Origin of the sequence: Shewanella sp. 6_MG-2023, assembly GCF_030547195.1 — a bacterium.
Lineage (GTDB): Bacteria > Pseudomonadota > Gammaproteobacteria > Enterobacterales > Shewanellaceae > Shewanella.
Window position 1 is genome coordinate 20,874 of sequence record NZ_JAUOQU010000020.1, and the last position, 17,559, is coordinate 38,432.

At 41.9% G+C, this 17,559-nt stretch carries 10 protein-coding genes; 8 read left to right on the forward strand and 2 right to left on the reverse strand.

Annotated features, from left to right (window positions below; genetic code table 11):
- Window positions 1-394: 394 nt before the first annotated feature.
- The 4 genes from Q4533_RS12640 (at window position 395) to Q4533_RS12655 (ending at window position 6,638) form a co-directional block, all read left to right on the forward strand.
- On the forward strand, window positions 395-1,483 hold the full coding sequence (locus tag Q4533_RS12640; protein ID WP_303502854.1) for a von Willebrand factor type A domain-containing protein: 1,089 nt from the start codon (window positions 395-397) through the stop codon (window positions 1,481-1,483).
- A 209-nt stretch (window positions 1,484-1,692) separates the two neighbouring features.
- Window positions 1,693-2,256 (forward strand): sigma-70 family RNA polymerase sigma factor, encoded by a 564-nt coding sequence (locus Q4533_RS12645; RefSeq protein ID WP_303502871.1) that lies wholly within the window; start codon window positions 1,693-1,695, stop codon window positions 2,254-2,256.
- Complete coding sequence (locus Q4533_RS12650; protein ID WP_303502855.1) at window positions 2,249-3,112, forward strand: hypothetical protein; 864 nt, start codon at window positions 2,249-2,251, stop codon at window positions 3,110-3,112. Before Q4533_RS12645 ends, Q4533_RS12650 begins: the two co-directional genes overlap by 8 nt.
- 241 nt (window positions 3,113-3,353) lie before the next feature.
- Window positions 3,354-6,638, forward strand: coding sequence for a S41 family peptidase (locus Q4533_RS12655; protein WP_303502856.1), 3,285 nt, complete (start codon window positions 3,354-3,356; stop codon window positions 6,636-6,638).
- A gap of 107 nt (window positions 6,639-6,745) precedes the next feature.
- Here Q4533_RS12655 and Q4533_RS12660 read toward each other — a convergent pair whose 3' ends face one another.
- Window positions 6,746-7,189, reverse strand: a complete 444-nt coding sequence (locus tag Q4533_RS12660; protein ID WP_102438126.1) for an OsmC family protein — start codon at window positions 7,187-7,189, stop codon at window positions 6,746-6,748.
- 411 nt (window positions 7,190-7,600) lie between these two features.
- Between Q4533_RS12660 and Q4533_RS12665 the strand changes: the two genes are divergently transcribed.
- The 3 genes from Q4533_RS12665 (at window position 7,601) to raiA (ending at window position 15,855) form a co-directional block, all read left to right on the forward strand.
- Window positions 7,601-10,594, forward strand: coding sequence for a TonB-dependent receptor (locus Q4533_RS12665; protein WP_303502857.1), 2,994 nt, complete (start codon window positions 7,601-7,603; stop codon window positions 10,592-10,594).
- 78 nt (window positions 10,595-10,672) lie between these two features.
- The gene (locus Q4533_RS12670; RefSeq protein ID WP_303502858.1) at window positions 10,673-15,001 is read left to right on the forward strand and encodes an alpha-1,6-glucosidase domain-containing protein; all 4,329 of its coding nucleotides are present in this window, start codon (window positions 10,673-10,675) and stop codon (window positions 14,999-15,001) included.
- A gap of 497 nt (window positions 15,002-15,498) precedes the next feature.
- A complete protein-coding gene (gene raiA, locus Q4533_RS12675; RefSeq protein ID WP_102477203.1) occupies window positions 15,499-15,855 on the forward strand; it encodes a ribosome-associated translation inhibitor RaiA in 357 nt (118 codons plus the stop codon).
- Between the two features lie 110 nt (window positions 15,856-15,965).
- On the opposite strand, the gene Q4533_RS12680 is transcribed toward raiA, so the two are convergent.
- Complete coding sequence (locus tag Q4533_RS12680) at window positions 15,966-16,688, reverse strand: YebC/PmpR family DNA-binding transcriptional regulator (protein WP_102438132.1); 723 nt, start codon at window positions 16,686-16,688, stop codon at window positions 15,966-15,968.
- 326 nt (window positions 16,689-17,014) lie between these two features.
- Between Q4533_RS12680 and Q4533_RS12685 the strand changes: the two genes are divergently transcribed.
- A complete protein-coding gene (locus tag Q4533_RS12685; protein WP_102438134.1) occupies window positions 17,015-17,278 on the forward strand; it encodes a TIGR02922 family protein in 264 nt (87 codons plus the stop codon).
- Window positions 17,279-17,559 lie beyond the last annotated feature (281 nt).

Genomic DNA, 17,559 nt, shown 5'->3' on the forward strand with positions numbered 1-17,559 from the left:
CACTTATTATATTAGAATAATTTTACTTATACCTGCATAGGGTACAGGCATTATAGGCTGCATTTTTGCGCCTATAAAAAAGGGGCTAGATAATATCATGTTGGCTCACATTTCGCTGCATTTCAGTGTTTTTTGGGGCTGAAACTCAGTTTGTGATTACGAATGCTTATACTGGCTTTTGGTAAACATCGAACAGCAATCGTGTACTGCAAGTTTTGGGTTATTGATAAGGTAAAAATTAACCCGTTAACGTTACGCATAATTAATGTGCTTTTGGGTTTATGGTATTGATTTATATTGTTTTGTTTTGGAGGTGATTAAATGTGAAAGATAAATAACCCTTTTTTAATCTGAGCACGTTAATAATAGTATTGTGGTTATTACGGAGTCATAGATGAGTAAATGTACAATTTATCAGGCGTGCAAACTAAGCCTATTGCTGCTTGTAAGCGTTAATGGGGTTGCTGAAACTCTAACATTACAGCCAAACTGCGTGGCTGCTCAGCAGGCTGTTGTGAGTCATGGCGGCAACATGGTTAGTGGTGAAACGCCATTATCCCTGCTGACATTTAATACGGATAGCAGCGGCTGTATCAGCGACTATAACAGGCTAAAGCACTTACTCAACCAGCAAATCTGGCCTGAAAAAAATACCATCCAAAGCCAGAATTTACTCAATGCATTTCAATATGACTTTAGTCAATATCAGCCATTATCTGAAAACTATCAGATACATACTGAACTGGCGCCATCGCCTTATAATAATGACACCTTGCTGCTGTTGATTAATATCAAACAGAGTGACAAGGCCACAGAGCCTGCAAAGCAAGGCTTAGCTTATTTACAAGCCAAGTTACGCTTCAATCCAAGGTTGATTACGGAATACCGACTGATTGGTTTTGAGCGAAATTATGGCAACCCCGTTAATAAACAAATGTCCAAAGGCCATGCTCGATTGCAGGCTCAATCAAGTGGCCAATATAGTGCCTTGTATGAGTTGCGCATCGATGATTCAGCTGCTTATAAATCACCAGCCCATAAACCAAGTGCTCAGCAGCGCTTTAGTGCCGATAACCTCGCCACATTGTCATTGCAGGACATGCGTATAACAAGCCAACAAGCTTTGCTTGGCCAGTTTGATATTGACATTGCTCAACAAGACAAATTCTTTCAACAAGCCAGTGATGAGTTTCGTTTTGCTGCAGCGGTGGCGGGTTTAGGGCAATTAATTAATCAAAGTAATTATGTTCATGGCTTTGATTATCATGAGTTAGTTAATATCGCTCTTGATGCTAAAGGGGCAGATAGCCAAGGTGAGCGCAGCGAGTTTATTGCCCTTGTTAAGCAGGCGATGCTAGTGTCTGTTACAAACAATGTCGGGATAAAAAAGCCCCATCAACGACAAGCTTATCCGATGCCGCAGCCTATTTATGATACTCCGCCAAAGCAGGGCAGCATTATTGGCAAGGCTATTTTTAACTAGCCTATTATTAACTCGGCTATTATTAACGAGCTCATTGTCGACAGGAGTATTAATGATAAGGTGCTGTGAATAATATAGCTCAATTGCAGAGTATTAATAGACAATCGCATTTACGCTGGGCAAACTGTTTAAAGTGATTAAAAACAGTCTATAAACCAAGGTTGCCGGCGGTGAAGGATAAAATAACTGCATTATCAGATGAGCAATTAATGTTGAATTATCAGCAAGGGGACTCGCTTGCTTTTGAGCAGCTGTATAGCAAACATAAAGGGCCTTTGTATCGCTATTTTGTGCGCCAAATCAACGATAAGCAATTAGCAGAAGATCTATACCAAGACACGTGGGGCAAGGTGATAAAAGCCGCCAGCAGTTATAAAGTCACAGCCAAGTTTACCACTTGGATTTATCGCATTGCCCATAACTTACTGATCGATCATGTGCGGGCGGTGAAACCACTCGATAAGCTTGCTGAAACCGCAGAAGAGGGCATGGATAGCTTTGATGCCAGCACACTGGATAGTTCTCATCGCAGTCGTCCTGATGAGCAACTGCTTGATAGCCAAAAAGGGCAATTATTAAAGACCTGTATTAGTAAATTGCCTCAATTACAACGAGAGGCTTTTTTGCTGAATATTGAATTGGGCTTAACAGCTACGGCAATCAGTGAGATTGCCGATGTAACCTTAGAGGCCACCAAAAGCCGCATTCGCTATGCCTATCAAAGTATTAAGCAATGTGTAGCGCTGAAATGGCAAGGGGCGGATCATGAGTGATTCTAAAGATAAAAGCTCAGTCAACGATAAGACTGATGAACAGTTTGTGGCTTTGCAGCAAGAAATTAAAACCCTGTATCAGCAGGATTTAGAAACGCCCCCCAAAGCGATGGATAAGGCTATCTTAGCCCAAGCTAAATTGAGCGCCGCTCCAGTTGAGCAGGCAAGAGCATCTCAAGGTTATTCAGCAGCCACAAATGTCGTGCAAGTGAGTTTTTGGCATAAGCATCGTTTAGGGCTGTCAACCGCGGCATCTGTAATGATCATTGCCAGCGTGATATTAGTTAATCCAAACTTTACCCAACATGCCAATATAGATGCGGGTGACAGTGTGCCAATGGCAACGAAAGCCACTGAAACGCCTATTTCAGCAACAGTAACGCCAACAACTATTTCAGCAACGCCAACGCCAATGACGGCAACGACAGTTGAGTCTGCCGCTGATGTGCTCCCAACTGTGACAACTAAAGTTATGCCTCAACAGCAGCGTGAATCTATGTCTGCGGCTCAATCACAACCACAATTACAATCACAACCAGAATCTCAGCCTCAAGCTCAATTACCAACGCCAGCACAAACTCGTTCAGCAGTTACTGTCATGAGCTCAGCTAACGACATTAACTCAGCTAACACGACTAGCGCAGCCAACGCAACTGGCGCAGCTAAGGCAACAAACTCCATTAATGCAATCAAGCATTTAGCTGAACTGTTAGATAACAAACAATTGGAGCAAGCTCAGGCATATTCGAAGGTTATTGAGCTGCAATTCCCTGAGATTATTCAGCAGCAGCATCCTCAATATCAGCAATACCAACAATTACAGCAGCGCTTAAGCTTGCAACAATCGATTCAATAATGGCACTAGTGCGCTAACAGTAACATTGGCTCTAGCTTGAAGATTTGTTGTCGAGCTAGGTGTCCAAAGCACCAAGGGTAACAACAAAAGTTGTTACCCTTTTTTTGCGGCGAATAAGTTAATTGTTACAATTTGTTAAACTTTTATCGCAATAAATACTGGGTTTTATACTGCTAAATCAGTTTAAGTTTGCTAGTTTGATTGCTTGAAAATAATAATATTTACAAGGACTTTTCTGACTATGAAACTTCGCCATTCTGTTAGCGCCTGTTTATTAGCTCTTGGGCTGTTAAGCACATCCGCTCTTGCGGTTAATTCAGACAATCAAGGCTATTACCGCGCGCCAGCGCTACATGATCAAACCTTGGTATTTACCGCCGAAGGCGATCTTTGGCTTAGTCAGTTAAATCAAACTTCAGCAACACGATTAACCACCCAAGCAGCAGAAGAAATCGATGCTGTGATTTCAAAAGATGGTAATTGGCTTGCCTATAGCGCGAACTATGATGGCGCTACTGAAGTGTATGTCATGCCGATCAAAGGCGGCGTTGCCAAGCGAGTAAGCTTTGAAAATAGTCGCGTCAGATTGCAAGGCTGGACAGCCAGCGGGGAGATTTTGTATGCCACCGATAATGCTAATGGACCGGCAAATTACTGGGTTCTTAAAACGGTAGATCCACAGACGCTGCAATTAACGGATTTACCCCTAGCAGATGCGATTGAAGGCACCATTGATGATGCGGGCGAGTATGTTTATTTTACTCAGTTTGGCCTGCAAACCAGTGGTGATAACGCCAAAGTTTATCGTGGCGGCGCTTTAGGTAAAATTTGGCGATTTAAATTGGGCAGTAATCAAGAGGCGCAAAAGCTGACAGCAGCTCATCAAGGCTCAGTAAGACAACCCATGCTGTGGCAAAATCGGCTTTATTTTATTAGCGACCAATCTGGCAATGATAATATTTGGTCGATGACGCTTGATGGTCAAGATGCTAAGCAACATACCCAATTTAGTGCTTGGCAAGTCAGAGATGCACAGTTAAATGATGGTCGAGTTGTGTTTCAGCATGGGGCAGATATTAAAGTCTTTAGCATTAATGATGGCAGTTCATCCTTAGTCGATATTAGCCTGACTTCAGATTTTCCCCATCGCCGTGAACATTGGTTAAAAGATCCAATGGCATTTGCTACCTCAGTGGAGTTAGCCGCCAGTGGCGATAAAGCGGTGATCACCGCTAGAAGCCATGTAGCCATAGCAAGTCATGATGGCCGCCGCTTAATCCAAGTGCAATCACCCGCTAACGCCCGCATTAGAAATGCGTTATTAAGTACGGATGGTGATTGGGTTTATGGCATCAGTGATGCATCAGGCGAGCAAGAGATCTGGCAATTCCCCGCTGATGGCAGTGCAGGGGCAAAACAACTCACTAAAGATGGCAGTAGCTTAAGAACCAGTCTGCATTTATCACCCAATGGCCGCTATATTGCCCATGATGACTACGATGGCAATGTGTGGTTACTGGATTTAAACAAAGGTAAAAATACTAAAATCATCACCCATGGTGAAGGGTTAGGAGAATATCCGGATATCGTTTGGTCTGGTGATAGCCAATTTATTGCCTTAACCAAATTGGAAATGGGTCAACAGCGCCCGCAAATCGTGCTGTATTCGGTTAATGATAATAAAGCCCAATCCATTACCAGTGATAAATACGAGTCACATTCACCTAGCTTTAGCCCTGACGGACAATGGTTATATTTTTTATCAGCGCGGCACTTTAAAGCGACTCCAGGTTCGCCTTGGGGTGATAGAAATATGGGACCGGTTTTTGATAAGCGCACTGAAATCTTTGCCATCGCATTAACTGAAAAGTCGGTATTTCCCTTCGTAAAACCAACCGAGCTCAATAGCAGTATCATTGCCGATGCCAAAGAGGCTAGAAGTCAGGCTGATAGTAATCAAAAAGTCAAAGTGGATTGGGATAATATCAGTCAAAGACTCTGGCAAGTTCCGGTGGCATCAGGCAATTATTCCAGCTTAACTGCCAGTAAAGATAAGCTATATTTGCTCGATACAGTGGCAGATAAAAGCAGCTTAAAACTGGTGAAGTTTGATAACTTGTCGCCTGAGGTAACCGAGTTTTCCGCTGATATCAGCGACTATCAACTTTCAGATGATGGTGAAAAATTACTGCTAAGAAAACAGGCTAATCCAAGTGAGCTGCATATTGTTGATGCTGGCGATAAAATAGCCACAGAGCTTAAAAACACTCAGGTTGATACCGCCCAGTGGCAGTTATCTATAGCGCCAATGCAAGAGTGGCAGCAGATATTTGAAGATGCCTGGTTAATGCACCGTGACTCCTTTTTCGACAAGAATATGCGCGGGGTTAATTGGCAGCAGGTGAAGCAAAAATATCAGCCGTTATTAGCCCGCTTAACCGATAGAAATGAGCTTAATGATTTGTTCAAGCAAATGATGGGCGAGCTTGATTCATTGCACTCGCAAGTGCGCGGTGGTGATATAGCTAAAAACGACACTGCCACAGGGGCAAGTTTAGGGGCACGGTTAGCGCAAACCTCAAAAGGGGTGCTGATTAACCATATTTATCGTAACGACCCAGAGCTACCAACGCAGGCATCACCGCTGGCCCGTATTGACGTTGACGCCGCAGAGGGCGACATCATCAAAGCCATTAATGGTAAGCCTGTCAGCAGTCTTGCTCAGGTTAGTCAACTACTGCGTAATCAAACCAATAAACAAGTGTTGTTGGAGTTAACTCGTGGTAAAAAAAGCCATCAAACGATTGTTGTGCCCCATGATAACCGCACCGATGCCAAGCTGCGTTATTTAGACTGGGTCACCAATAATGCCGCTAAAGTCAGCAGTGCCAGTAAAGGCAATATTGGTTATTTACATTTGTATGCCATGGGGGCTGGGGATATTGAAAGCTTTGCCCGTGAGTTTTATACCAATTATGACAAAGACGGTTTAATCATTGATGTGCGTCGTAATCGTGGCGGTAATATCGATAGCTGGATTATTGAAAAGTTACTGCGCCGTGCGTGGGCTTTTTGGCAGCCCACCCATGGCACTGCTAATACCAATATGCAGCAAACCTTTAGGGGTCACTTAGTGGTGCTCGCGGATCAAATGACTTATTCAGATGGCGAGACCTTTTCAGCAGGCATTAAAGCCTTAGGGTTAGCGCCGTTAATTGGTAAGCAAACTGCGGGTGCAGGGGTTTGGCTTTCAGGGCGCAACAGCCTAACGGATAAAGGTATGGCAAGAGTGGCGGAGTATCCACAATACGCTATTGATGGCAGTTGGATTGTTGAAGGCCACGGAGTTGAACCGGATATTGAGGTAGATAACTTACCTTTTGCCACATTCTCGGGCCAAGATGCCCAACTTGAAACCGCCATTCGTTATTTAAAAGATGAGCTGATCCAAAAGCCAATCGCGCCGTTAAAAGCTAAGCCAATTCCTGCAAGCGGATTTGCGGCAGATACTAAAGCGCAATTTTAAAGGCGCTAACTTGAGTTAAGCTTGGTAAATAAGTGTAAAAAAACCGATATCAAGTCAAGTTGATATCGGTTTTTTTATTTGTAAATACAGCCTTTAGCAGGTATTTATCAGCCGTTAATTGCTACTTCAGAATTAACACTATTGGCGATAAAGCAATTGGCGTGGGCTTTGTCATGGATTTTATTTATCACTTCCTGACTGACTTCAATGCCTTCTGCAAAAGTTACCACTGGATTTAAGGTCATTTTGGTGACTGACAGCTTACCGTTATCATTTTTGCCTAGTTCTGCTTTGGCATTATCAACATAGGTTTCAACTGTTAGGCGTTTTAAATGGGCAATGGCTAAAAAGGTTAGCATGTGGCAAGAGGATAAGGCCGCAAGCAAACTTTCTTCAGGATTCACTTTGGCTTCATTGCCTTTATATTCAGGCGCTGAAGAAGCGTGAACAACTTGACCTGTACCAAATTCGATTTGGTGATCCCGGTTAAACTCTGGCGCTTGATGATCAAAATGATCTGCTTGCCATTTTACCGTTAACTTAAAACCCATCATTTATCCTTTGTATACATTTTCAAACACTTAGTGAGTAATATTTTAATGTTGTCATTAGAAAGTTTACTCAAATAGTTTCGCTGAAAAAGTATTCTACCTGAGTGAGTGACGAAATCTACCTCCCCTTAGATATTTAATGAATAGCCTAGATCTAAAAGCGGAACTGTAGCCGCAGTGTAAATTTCAAGCAAGATAGTTTAATAGATTTTAGCATTTAACTTCATAAGCTTAGCTGCGATAGCCTTAATTTAAATGTTAACAGAATGTTATGAATACGTATGCAGTAAATTGAGACTAGCGCAAATCCATGACTAGTATATCGGGATAATAATGCCTGATATTCCATTAGTCTGAGTGGTATAACTGAATGTTGGGTGACTAAAAAGCCACTATGGTGAGGGAAACTCAATGTTCAATTGTAAACCTAGTGTTTTATCGCTAGCGCTAGCTGCTGCGGGGGTCGGATTAGCTTTTTCATCCGATATTGCGTTTGCTGCCGATGAAATCAATACAGAAAAAAACCAGGTCGCTGATGCGGTCAATAATAACACTACGACCGATAACAGTAGTGCTAGCAATGCTGTTGCAGATAATGCTGAAGCAAACAGTGTCGCAGAAGATACTGACATTGAAGTGATCAGTGTTACTGGCTACAGCCGTAGTTTGATCGATTCTCTTAACTCAAAACGCTATGGGGATACCGTTTCTGAGCAACTATCAGCAGATGACTTAGGTGCACTGCCTGATGTATCAATGGCCGATGCATTAACGCGATTACCGGGTATTTCAGCGGTACGAACAGGCGGTCAGGCGGCTGAGATTAATATTCGTGGTATGTCAGGCGACTTTGTTTTCTCAACCTTGAATGGGCGTGAGCAAGTATCCACCAGTGGTTCTCGTAGCATTGAGTTTGACCAATACCCTTCAGAGTTAATTAGTTCAGCAGCCGTTTATAAATCGCCAAAAGCTTCACTGATTGAAGGTGGTGTAGCAGGTACTGTTGAACTGACGACAGTCAGCCCATTAAGTAAAGAAAAACAACATAACTTTACCGCCAATGTACGTGGCATGTATAACGACCGCGCTGATGAAGTTTATGGTGCTGAAGAGTTCGGCCACCGCTTAAGTTTCTCATACCAAGGCAAGTTCCTAGAAGATACTCTAGGTGTGGCAGTGGGCTATGCCCGTCTTGAACAGCCAAGCGTCGCGACGCAATTTGTAGGTTTTGCTTATAATGGCTTGTTAGATGTTGATGGCTTAGAGAATGATACTAATGGCCCTGTTGGCGATGACGGTGACATGAGCAATGTTCATAAAGAATACCTAGGTGAAGGCTTCGAGTTACAACATTTAGGCGGTGTTGAAACCCGAAATGGCTACATGGGGGCTATTGAATGGGCACCGGTTGATAATTTTGTCCTTAAAGCTGATGCATTTATATCTCGCTTTGACACAGAAGCTTTTGCTCGTGGTTTTAGGGTAAAACTTGATGGTGAAAATGCCAATATTCATAACCCTGTATTAGATGGTAATGCGGTGGTTGGTGGTAATTTCGGGCGTAAATCAAAAGACAGTAATACTCGCGTTGAAATCGTCAACGATGACAATCAAGATTTTGATGAAGTAAACAGCTTTGGCATCAATGCTGATTGGCAAGTCACTGATAACTTAAATGTAAATTTAGATGTGTCGTTATCGTCAGCTAAAAGTGATTTCCGTAATGGTTTGCTATGGTCTAACGTTGCAGAAGATGCCACCATCGATTCACCCATATTTGATAATGATGTGGCAATTAACTATCTACTTAATGGTTTAAATCTACCTGATGTGGGTTTTAATCAGGCTGATGACTTTTCAAATATAGATAAAGTTATGGTGAGTAAATACGGTATTTACCCCTTTGTAAATGAGGATGAATTAACTGCATTTCGTTTAGATTTCACCTATGAACTTGAAAATGATTTTATCTCAAGTATAGAGTTTGGTGGTCGCTACTCTGATCGTACCTACTCAAATGATCGCTCGGTATTTGAATATGGTGCTGATAACGCTTTTTCTGAATCGCAACCACCACTAAGGTTAACTGATGAAATGGCCACAGTGGTCGACTGGGAAGGGGACTTTGGTTACTTCCCTTCATATCTAGCGATTGATGTAGATAAAGCCCTCAATGCATGGTTCCCTGATGGCACACCGCAACCTGTTCAAACTTGGGGTAATGCTGCTGGAGTCATTGACGCGAAAGGTTATGAAAATGGTTACTCATGGACCATGCTGCAAAGTGGGGAGGTATACGAAGAGGTCTTTTCCGGTTATGTGATGGCTAATATCGATCTAGAAATAGGCAGCTTGCCTATAACGGGTAACTTTGGCGTGCGTGTGGTTAACACTGACCAGTCTGCCACTATGCTTCAAAACGTTGAAGGAGAGGCTACATTAGGTGCGCAAAATATCACTGACGAAATTGGTATTATTAATCAATATTACGCGCCCACAGTTCAAGGTATTAGCTATACAGATTATTTGCCATCGATAAACCTTAATTTCAAATTAAATGATGAGTCCCAATTGCGCTTTGCGGCCGCGAAAGTGATGTCTCGCCCGCCAATTAATCGTCTTGCTGGGGACATTAGTGCAACGGTTTCAGATGATGGCGAAATCAATGGTTCCAGTACTAACAATCCTTTCTTAAAACCATTTTATGCCGATCAGTATGATTTATCTTATGAATACTACCTCGATGACGGTGCGATAGTTGCCGCAGTATTCTACAAAAATATTGACTCATTCATTGATACCATTGGTATCACTGATTTCGATTTTGCAGGGAATGGCTTTAATGTCCCAGAATACAAAGAGCTTGATAATAATTCCCGTGTACCCACCTATAACGGCACTTATACCACCGCAGTAAATAATGCTAACGGTGGCTACATCCGCGGCCTGGAATTAGCTTATACCCAAGTATTTTCAACCTTACCTGATGCTTGGTCAGGCTTAGGCTTTAATGCCAGTTATTCCTATACCGAATCAGAGGTTGAATCTATCACCAGTTTAGGTGGCGATACAACGATTCAATCATTAGCTGGATTATCTAATAACGTTGCTAATGCAACACTGTTCTATTCCTATGAAGGGTTTGAAACCCGAGTGAGTGCGCGTTATCGCGATGAGTTTGTGTCAGAACAAGTTGCCATTAATGAACAAGTGGTCAACTTTGATGGTGAAACAGTCATTGACTATCAAGCGTCTTATCAAGTCACAGATGGGTTAGGTGTGTTATTTCAAGTAAACAATTTAACCGATGAACCCACCAAAAGTTATTTTGGCACCCAGCAAAAAACAGGAACGATTCAATATTTTGGGCGTGAATATTATTTGGGGTTCACTTATGCAATGTAATCACTTGAAAGAAAATCGAGAGAATAAACACCAAGTATCACGTTTGATAAAAACATATTCAATGGGGAGAGCCCACTCATGATGAGTATTTCTAAAATAATAAAATTGACTGCGGTTGCAGCTAGTATCACTGCATTGACAGGCTGTGGTAGTGAATCATCAGAACCTGGTGAGGTATTATTGACTTGTAGTTCGCCAAACATTCCCAACTCTACAGGCACTGAATGTGTGGCTCCGCCAGCAAAAGTGTGTAAAGCACCGACTTTCCCTGATGCCAAAAATGAAGCTTGTATTGTTGGTTATAACGACAGTTTACCTTTACCTGTGGTTTTAGCTGGTGAAAATCAAGCTGTTCTATATTACAACCGCTTGAAGGATAATAATAACACCGAAACGAATCCGAATTATTCGGCATACAGGCTCCATACTTGGAATAACGATGCCTGTAATAGCTATGCCCCACCGTTTGACTCCACAGAATGGAGTAATGGCCACCTGTTTGATGGTGTTGATGAAAACTACGGTGCTTATTGGATCCTTAATCTTAAAGAAGGGTACTCAGAGTGTGCCCAATTTATTATCCATGATGGTGATACCAAGGCGTTATCTGCAGGTGATTTGTCGGTTAACCTCAAGGCTTATGAAGATTCTACTGCAATAGAGGCTCAATTTGATCGGGCTAATTTTACCATTGATGGCACTCCTGATGTCTATAACTTCCCTATATTGGATGTCGGTTTCTCTATTGAGGGGGCAAGTGCTCATTGGCTCGATCAAAATACTTTTGTATGGAATCAGTCAGCGGACGGAATCGCAAAATTTGTTATTCATCATTCTGATATTGCAGGAATTGCAGCTGACAATGATGGCAATATCAGTGGCACACAAGTTGAAGTTATGAGCAGTGAGCTAACTGATGCGCAAAAAGCCTTAGTACCGCATTTAGCGGATTGGCCTGCTTATGAAGCGAATTTTACTACAGAAGAAGCTAAGTCTATTGCTAAAAATCAGTTGGTTATGGTGGCTTATGATGGCGACGACAAACCTGTTGCAGCAACTCATGTTCAAGCCGCTAAAGTACTTGATGCACTGTACACCGCTGGTGAGAATGATGCTGATGAAGCTGACTTAGGCATAATCTATGATGGCAGTAACATCATGGCGAAAGTCTGGGCACCAACAGCTCAAACAGTGAATTTGAAAGTTTATGATGCAGCTAAAAACTTAACCCGTACTGAGTCGATGACCTTAGATGCTGAAACGGGGATTTGGTCATTTAGCGGTGATATGAGCTTAGACAGAATGTATTACCGTTACGAACTCATTGTTTTCCATCCTGTAACTAAAGCCATTGAAACACTTGAATCAACGGACCCTTATTCTCTGAATGTGTCAACCAATGGCCGCTATAGTCAATTTATTAACTTAAGTGATGATGACTTAAAACCTGATGGTTGGGATGACCACGAAGTCATGACGGTTGCCAATCCTGAAGATATCGTGATTTACGAAGGTCATGTTCGTGATTTTAGTGCTCGCGATGAAAGCACTAGCGCAGAAAACCGAGGTAAGTATTTAGCCTTTACTGAAGCGGGTAGTGCACCTGTTGAGCATCTACGTAAATTAGCTGAAAGTGGCGTGACTCATTTTCATTTATTGCCTGTCAATGATATCGCTACTGTTAATGAAGATCCGGCAGAGCGAGTTGATATCACAGACACTTTAGGCACCTTGTGTGACAAGATTGAAGACAGTGCAGATGCCTGTGTTACCCAAGATAAATCAGCCACAATTGAATCAATCCTAGCAGGAGCATTACCAGGCTCAAAAGATGCCCAAGCATTAGTTGAAGCTATGCGCGGCTATGACAGCTTTAACTGGGGGTATGACCCTCAGCATTTTATTGCCTCAGAAGGCAGTTATGCTAGCGATGCCGATGGCATTGCTCGAGTTAGAGAGTTACGTGAAATGAACTTAGCTTTACATGAGTTAGGGCTAAGAGTCGTGTTAGATGTGGTGTATAACCATACCAGTTCATCTGGGCTTTGGGATAACTCAGTGCTCGATAAAGTCGTGCCAGGTTATTACCACCGTTATAACGAAATTAGCGGTAACATTGAATCATCCACCTGTTGTGATAATACCGCCACTGAACATCGAATGATGGATAAGTTTGTCTCTGATTCAATGGTGATTTTAGCTGAGCAATATGGTTTTGATGGTTTCCGATTCGACGTGATGGGTCATATGCCTAAGAGCAGTATTTTAGCTGCCCGTGATGCCGTTCAAGCGGTTGATGCTGATAACTACTTCTATGGTGAAGGTTGGAACTTTGGTGAAGTCGCCGATAATCGATTGTTTGAACAGGCCACTCAAGCCAATATGGCAGGCAGTGAAGTCGGTACCTTTAATGACCGTATTCGTGAGGCCGTTCGAGGGGGGGCTTTATTTGCTTCTGAGCAAAAAGATGATTATTTGCGTGACCAAGATACGCTGCGCTTATCAATGGCAGGTAACTTACAAAACTACGTCTTAAAAGACTTTAACGGCAATACTGCCACAGGGAGTAGCTTTAGCTGGAACTCACAGCCAACAGCTTACACCTTAGATCCTGCAGACAGTATTAACTATGTATCAAAGCATGATAACGAAACCTTATGGGATATTTTACAGTATTCAAATGATATTGGTTTATCGTTAGATAGCCGCGTACGAGTGCAAAATATTGCTGCTACGATTCCATTAATGAGCCAAGGTATTCCATTTTTACAAATGGGTGGCGACATGTTGCGCTCGAAATCATTAGACCGAAATACTTATGATTCCGGCGATTGGTTTAACTGGGTCGACTTTACTAAAGGCAGTAATAACTGGAATGTCGGCTTACCGTTAGAGCAAGATAATGCTGCCAAAATGGAGCAAATTATTGCGCTTGCGGGTAATCCTAATTCAGCTGCCTCTATGTCTGAAATTGAGTTTGCTTCTAACGTCTTTAATGAGTTTTTATCTATACGTAAAACGAGCCCACTACTGCGTTTAACGACTGAGCAAGACATTATTGACCGTGTTGGTTTCCATAATATTGGCAAGAATCAAACTCAGGGCGTAATTGTGATGAGTATTGATGATGGTGCTGATTTAACTGATATAGACCCTTCAGTTGATGCCATGGTGGTGATGATCAACGGCAGTGAAAGTGAGCAGTCTCATACAGTGCCGACTGCATCTGGGTTTAGTTTGCATCCAAGTTTATCTATGTCGATTGACACCACAGTGCAAAGTGCCAACTTTAGTGAGGGGACTGAAGAGGGCACGTTTACTGTACCGGCTTATACCACAGCAGTGTTTGTGAAAAACCAAGGTGATACACAAGGTGCAGGTTTAAGTGCTAATGCTACAGCGGGTGCGCCAGATGTTGTGCCATATGGCAGCACTGAAGTATTTGTTCGTGGTGGCATGAATGGCTGGGGTGAAGTGGATAGCTTTACCTATATTGGTAGTGGTGAATATCGCGTTGCAATTACTTTAGCCGCGGGTGGCTATGACTTTAAAGTGGCATCCAGTGATTGGAGCACTGTGGACTTTGGCGGCGTGTCAGATGCCGAAGCGGGAGTTGATGAAGACGTAGCTGAGCCACTTGCTAGAGCGGGCGCAAATTTAAGCTTTACCGCAACACTTGATGGGACTTATGTGTTCTCACTTAATGCAGCAGATAAAGATAACCCAGTGCTAACCGTATACAACGAAGAGCCTTTCGTTGGCACTAGTGTTTATGTTCGTGGCGGCATGAATGGTTGGGGCGAAACCAATGAATTGGTTTACATGGGTGGCAGTATTTACCAAGCAGAAATATTGGTATCAGCAGCAAACCATGAATTTAAAGTTGCCTCAAGTGATTGGTCTACAGTTGATTACGGCAGTATAGATGATAATGGTGCAGTGACCTTAGATACTGCCAAAGCGTTAGCGGTTGCAGGGACGAATATGAGTCTCAACTTTGAAACTGAAGAAATGTACACTTTTACTTTTAATATGAGTAATCGTTTAGAGCCAATGCTAACTGTCAATAAAACAGAAATGTTTGGCACTAATACTGTGTATATTCGTGGCGGAATGAATGGCTGGGGTGAAGTTGATGCACTAACTTACCAAGGTTCTTCGGTTTACCATGTTGATATCGCTTTAGAGGCGGGCAATCATGAATTTAAGATTGCTACTGCAGATTGGTCTACTGTTGATTTTGGTGCTATTGCTGGCGAAGAAACGGTGTTAGAAGGTGAAATGCAGTCATTGGCATCCAAAGGGGCTAATATGAATTTTAATGCTGCAGATGCTGGCACATATCGATTTACGGTAACTGGCCCCAGTGCGAGCTCTCCCACTTTGTCGGTAACCAAAGTTAACTGACTTTAACGATAAACTTATCTCAAATGACCGATATAACAAAACCCAGCTTATGCTGGGTTTTTTATGAAATCCACTCCAGTGCTTAAAAGTGAGTGTAAAGCGTGAATTATCACTTTTAGTCATAGATTAACTTGAGGCCATGGACGCTTGAACTGTGCCTTAATTTAGCTTTTTTGGCTGATTTTTAAACTATTTTGAAGGTTAATTTTCTTAAAAAACAGCTAAATGCACAAATAAAGTGCAAACACGACAAAAGTTGCAGATTTTGTTTTAATTTTATGTCTATACTGAAGTTGTAAGACAAATGAATCGCTGCAAACAAAATAATTAACACTAGTATGAGGTGGTAGTGAGAAATTTTTGTAATGTTAACAAAAATTTATCCAACTTCCCTTGAGTTCTAGGACACAAGTCCTCAAATATACTGGTGTAAGAATAAAATTGCTTAAAGAAAGTGAAGTATATAGCGTCGCTATATTATTAAAGGATATTTATCTATGAAAATAAATCTTTCGGGTCACCATGTCGATGTTACTGATACTGTAAAAGAACACGTCAATCAAAAATTCACTAAAATAGCCAGTCATTTCCCAACGCTAATATCACTCGATATTATTATTTCAAAAGAGCACGGCGAGTTTGAAGTAGAAATTACCACGAACTATGAAGGTAGCCGAATCGCTGCCAAAGCGTCAGATCCCGTTATGTACCCAGCACTTACCCAAGCAGGTAAAAAACTTGATGCCGCACTCAAGCATCGAAAAGGACAATTAAAAGCAGATTTACATCAGAAGCCCGAGGTTACAGCACCTGAAATAGCTTATGAAAAAGTTCAAGAAATGGAATTAAAATAAGCGACTTGCCCTTATTTTAGCTACAAAGGTAAGCCATAAAAAAACGCAGTCTATTGACTGCGTTTTTATTGGGCTCATCCGCTTTAGGGCTGGCGTAAGAGCTGTTGCTGTTAGTCGTTAATCTCAGCATTGTGATAAACGTTTTGTACGTCATCACAGTCTTCTAAAGCAGCAATAAATTTATCGAAGGTTTCAACATCTTCACCGGTCACTTCGGTCATGGCCTGAGGTACAAATGTGATATGTTCAACTTCAAATTCGATGTCTGCATTATCTTCAGTTAATGCCACACGGACTTTATTGTATTCAGTGATTGGTGAGAAAACGCTGATCATGCCATCTTCTAACTCAACATCAGTCACGTCCACATCAGCCATCATCAGCAATTCTAAAACGGCTTCATCGTCATCACCAGGAAATACAAATACGGCTTGGTGGTCAAAACTGTGAGCAACAGTACCAGGTCCACCTAACTTAGCATCATTTTTAACGAAAGCTTGACGCACTTCAGTGAAAGTACGTTTCACATTGTCAGTTAAGCAATCTACGATGACTGAACATCCACCAGGGCCAAAACCTTCATAACGCGCGGTATCATAATCTTCACCGCCACCGCCTTTGGCTTTTTCAATAGCACGTTCGATAACATGAGTCGGTACTTGGTCTTTTTTCGCTCGTGCAATTAAGCTGCGTAATGCTAAGTTACCGTCAGGATCAACACCACCATTTTTAGCTGAAACATATATCTCTTTACCGTAGCGCGAGTATAAACGCGTTTTTTGGCCAGCGGTTTTAGCCATAGATTCTTTGCGGTTTTGGTATGCTCTTCCCATCTTAATCTCAGTCTTATATCGAAAAATTGTCGATGATTCTAGCAAAAATTATCGCAACTGTTTAGGGGCTGTATCTGTTTCAATGTTAATTTTACTGGTTTTTGCTCATTTTCTTGCCAGCAGCACAAAAATGACCGCTGTAGATATTAAAATTCCCCCTAATTTTTGAACAAAATCATCATTAAGCAGTGAGCTAGGTCAAATTAACAATACCTTTGTAAGTAATATGTTGTTCAGTTTCTCGATAAATCAATAATTCATGACTAGACTTATCATAAGGGAACTAATAGTCATGTTAGCCGCTTTATAAGGATGAGAGTGAACTTATGACAGAAGTAACGCAGCCGTTAGCCACAGTTGATAAAGATAATAAAGCGACAGTAACGGTATTATTTTATGATGCTCCGGCAGGTCTATCTATGAATAACACTGTACTGAAAGGGTTGCATGTCAGTGCCGCTGGAAGGGTAATATTGCCCGATGAGTTTCGAGAGGGTAAGTCGATTATTGCCGTGCTTGATGGTGAGTGCACAGTGCTTAACACCTTGGGCGAGCGAGTTTATTCTCAACAAAAAATGATTGGTAACTAACTAATTTTTTATAATCAAACAGCAACTAACATCATTAAATAAAACTAGGGCGACTATATTTAGTCGCCCTAGTTTTATTTAATGGCCACGGTTTTGTGTTTCACACTAATCTGATGCCATGTTGTCTGAGCGAGTTTAATTGCAACCAGACTCATAAAAACACAGCTCATCGCTGATTGAGCCGGCTTGGTGAGTGACAACATACCGCAACTGAGTAGCGGTATTTTTTGTTAGTGATTAGCACTTACTTCTAACTCCTAACTCCTAACTCCTAACTCCTA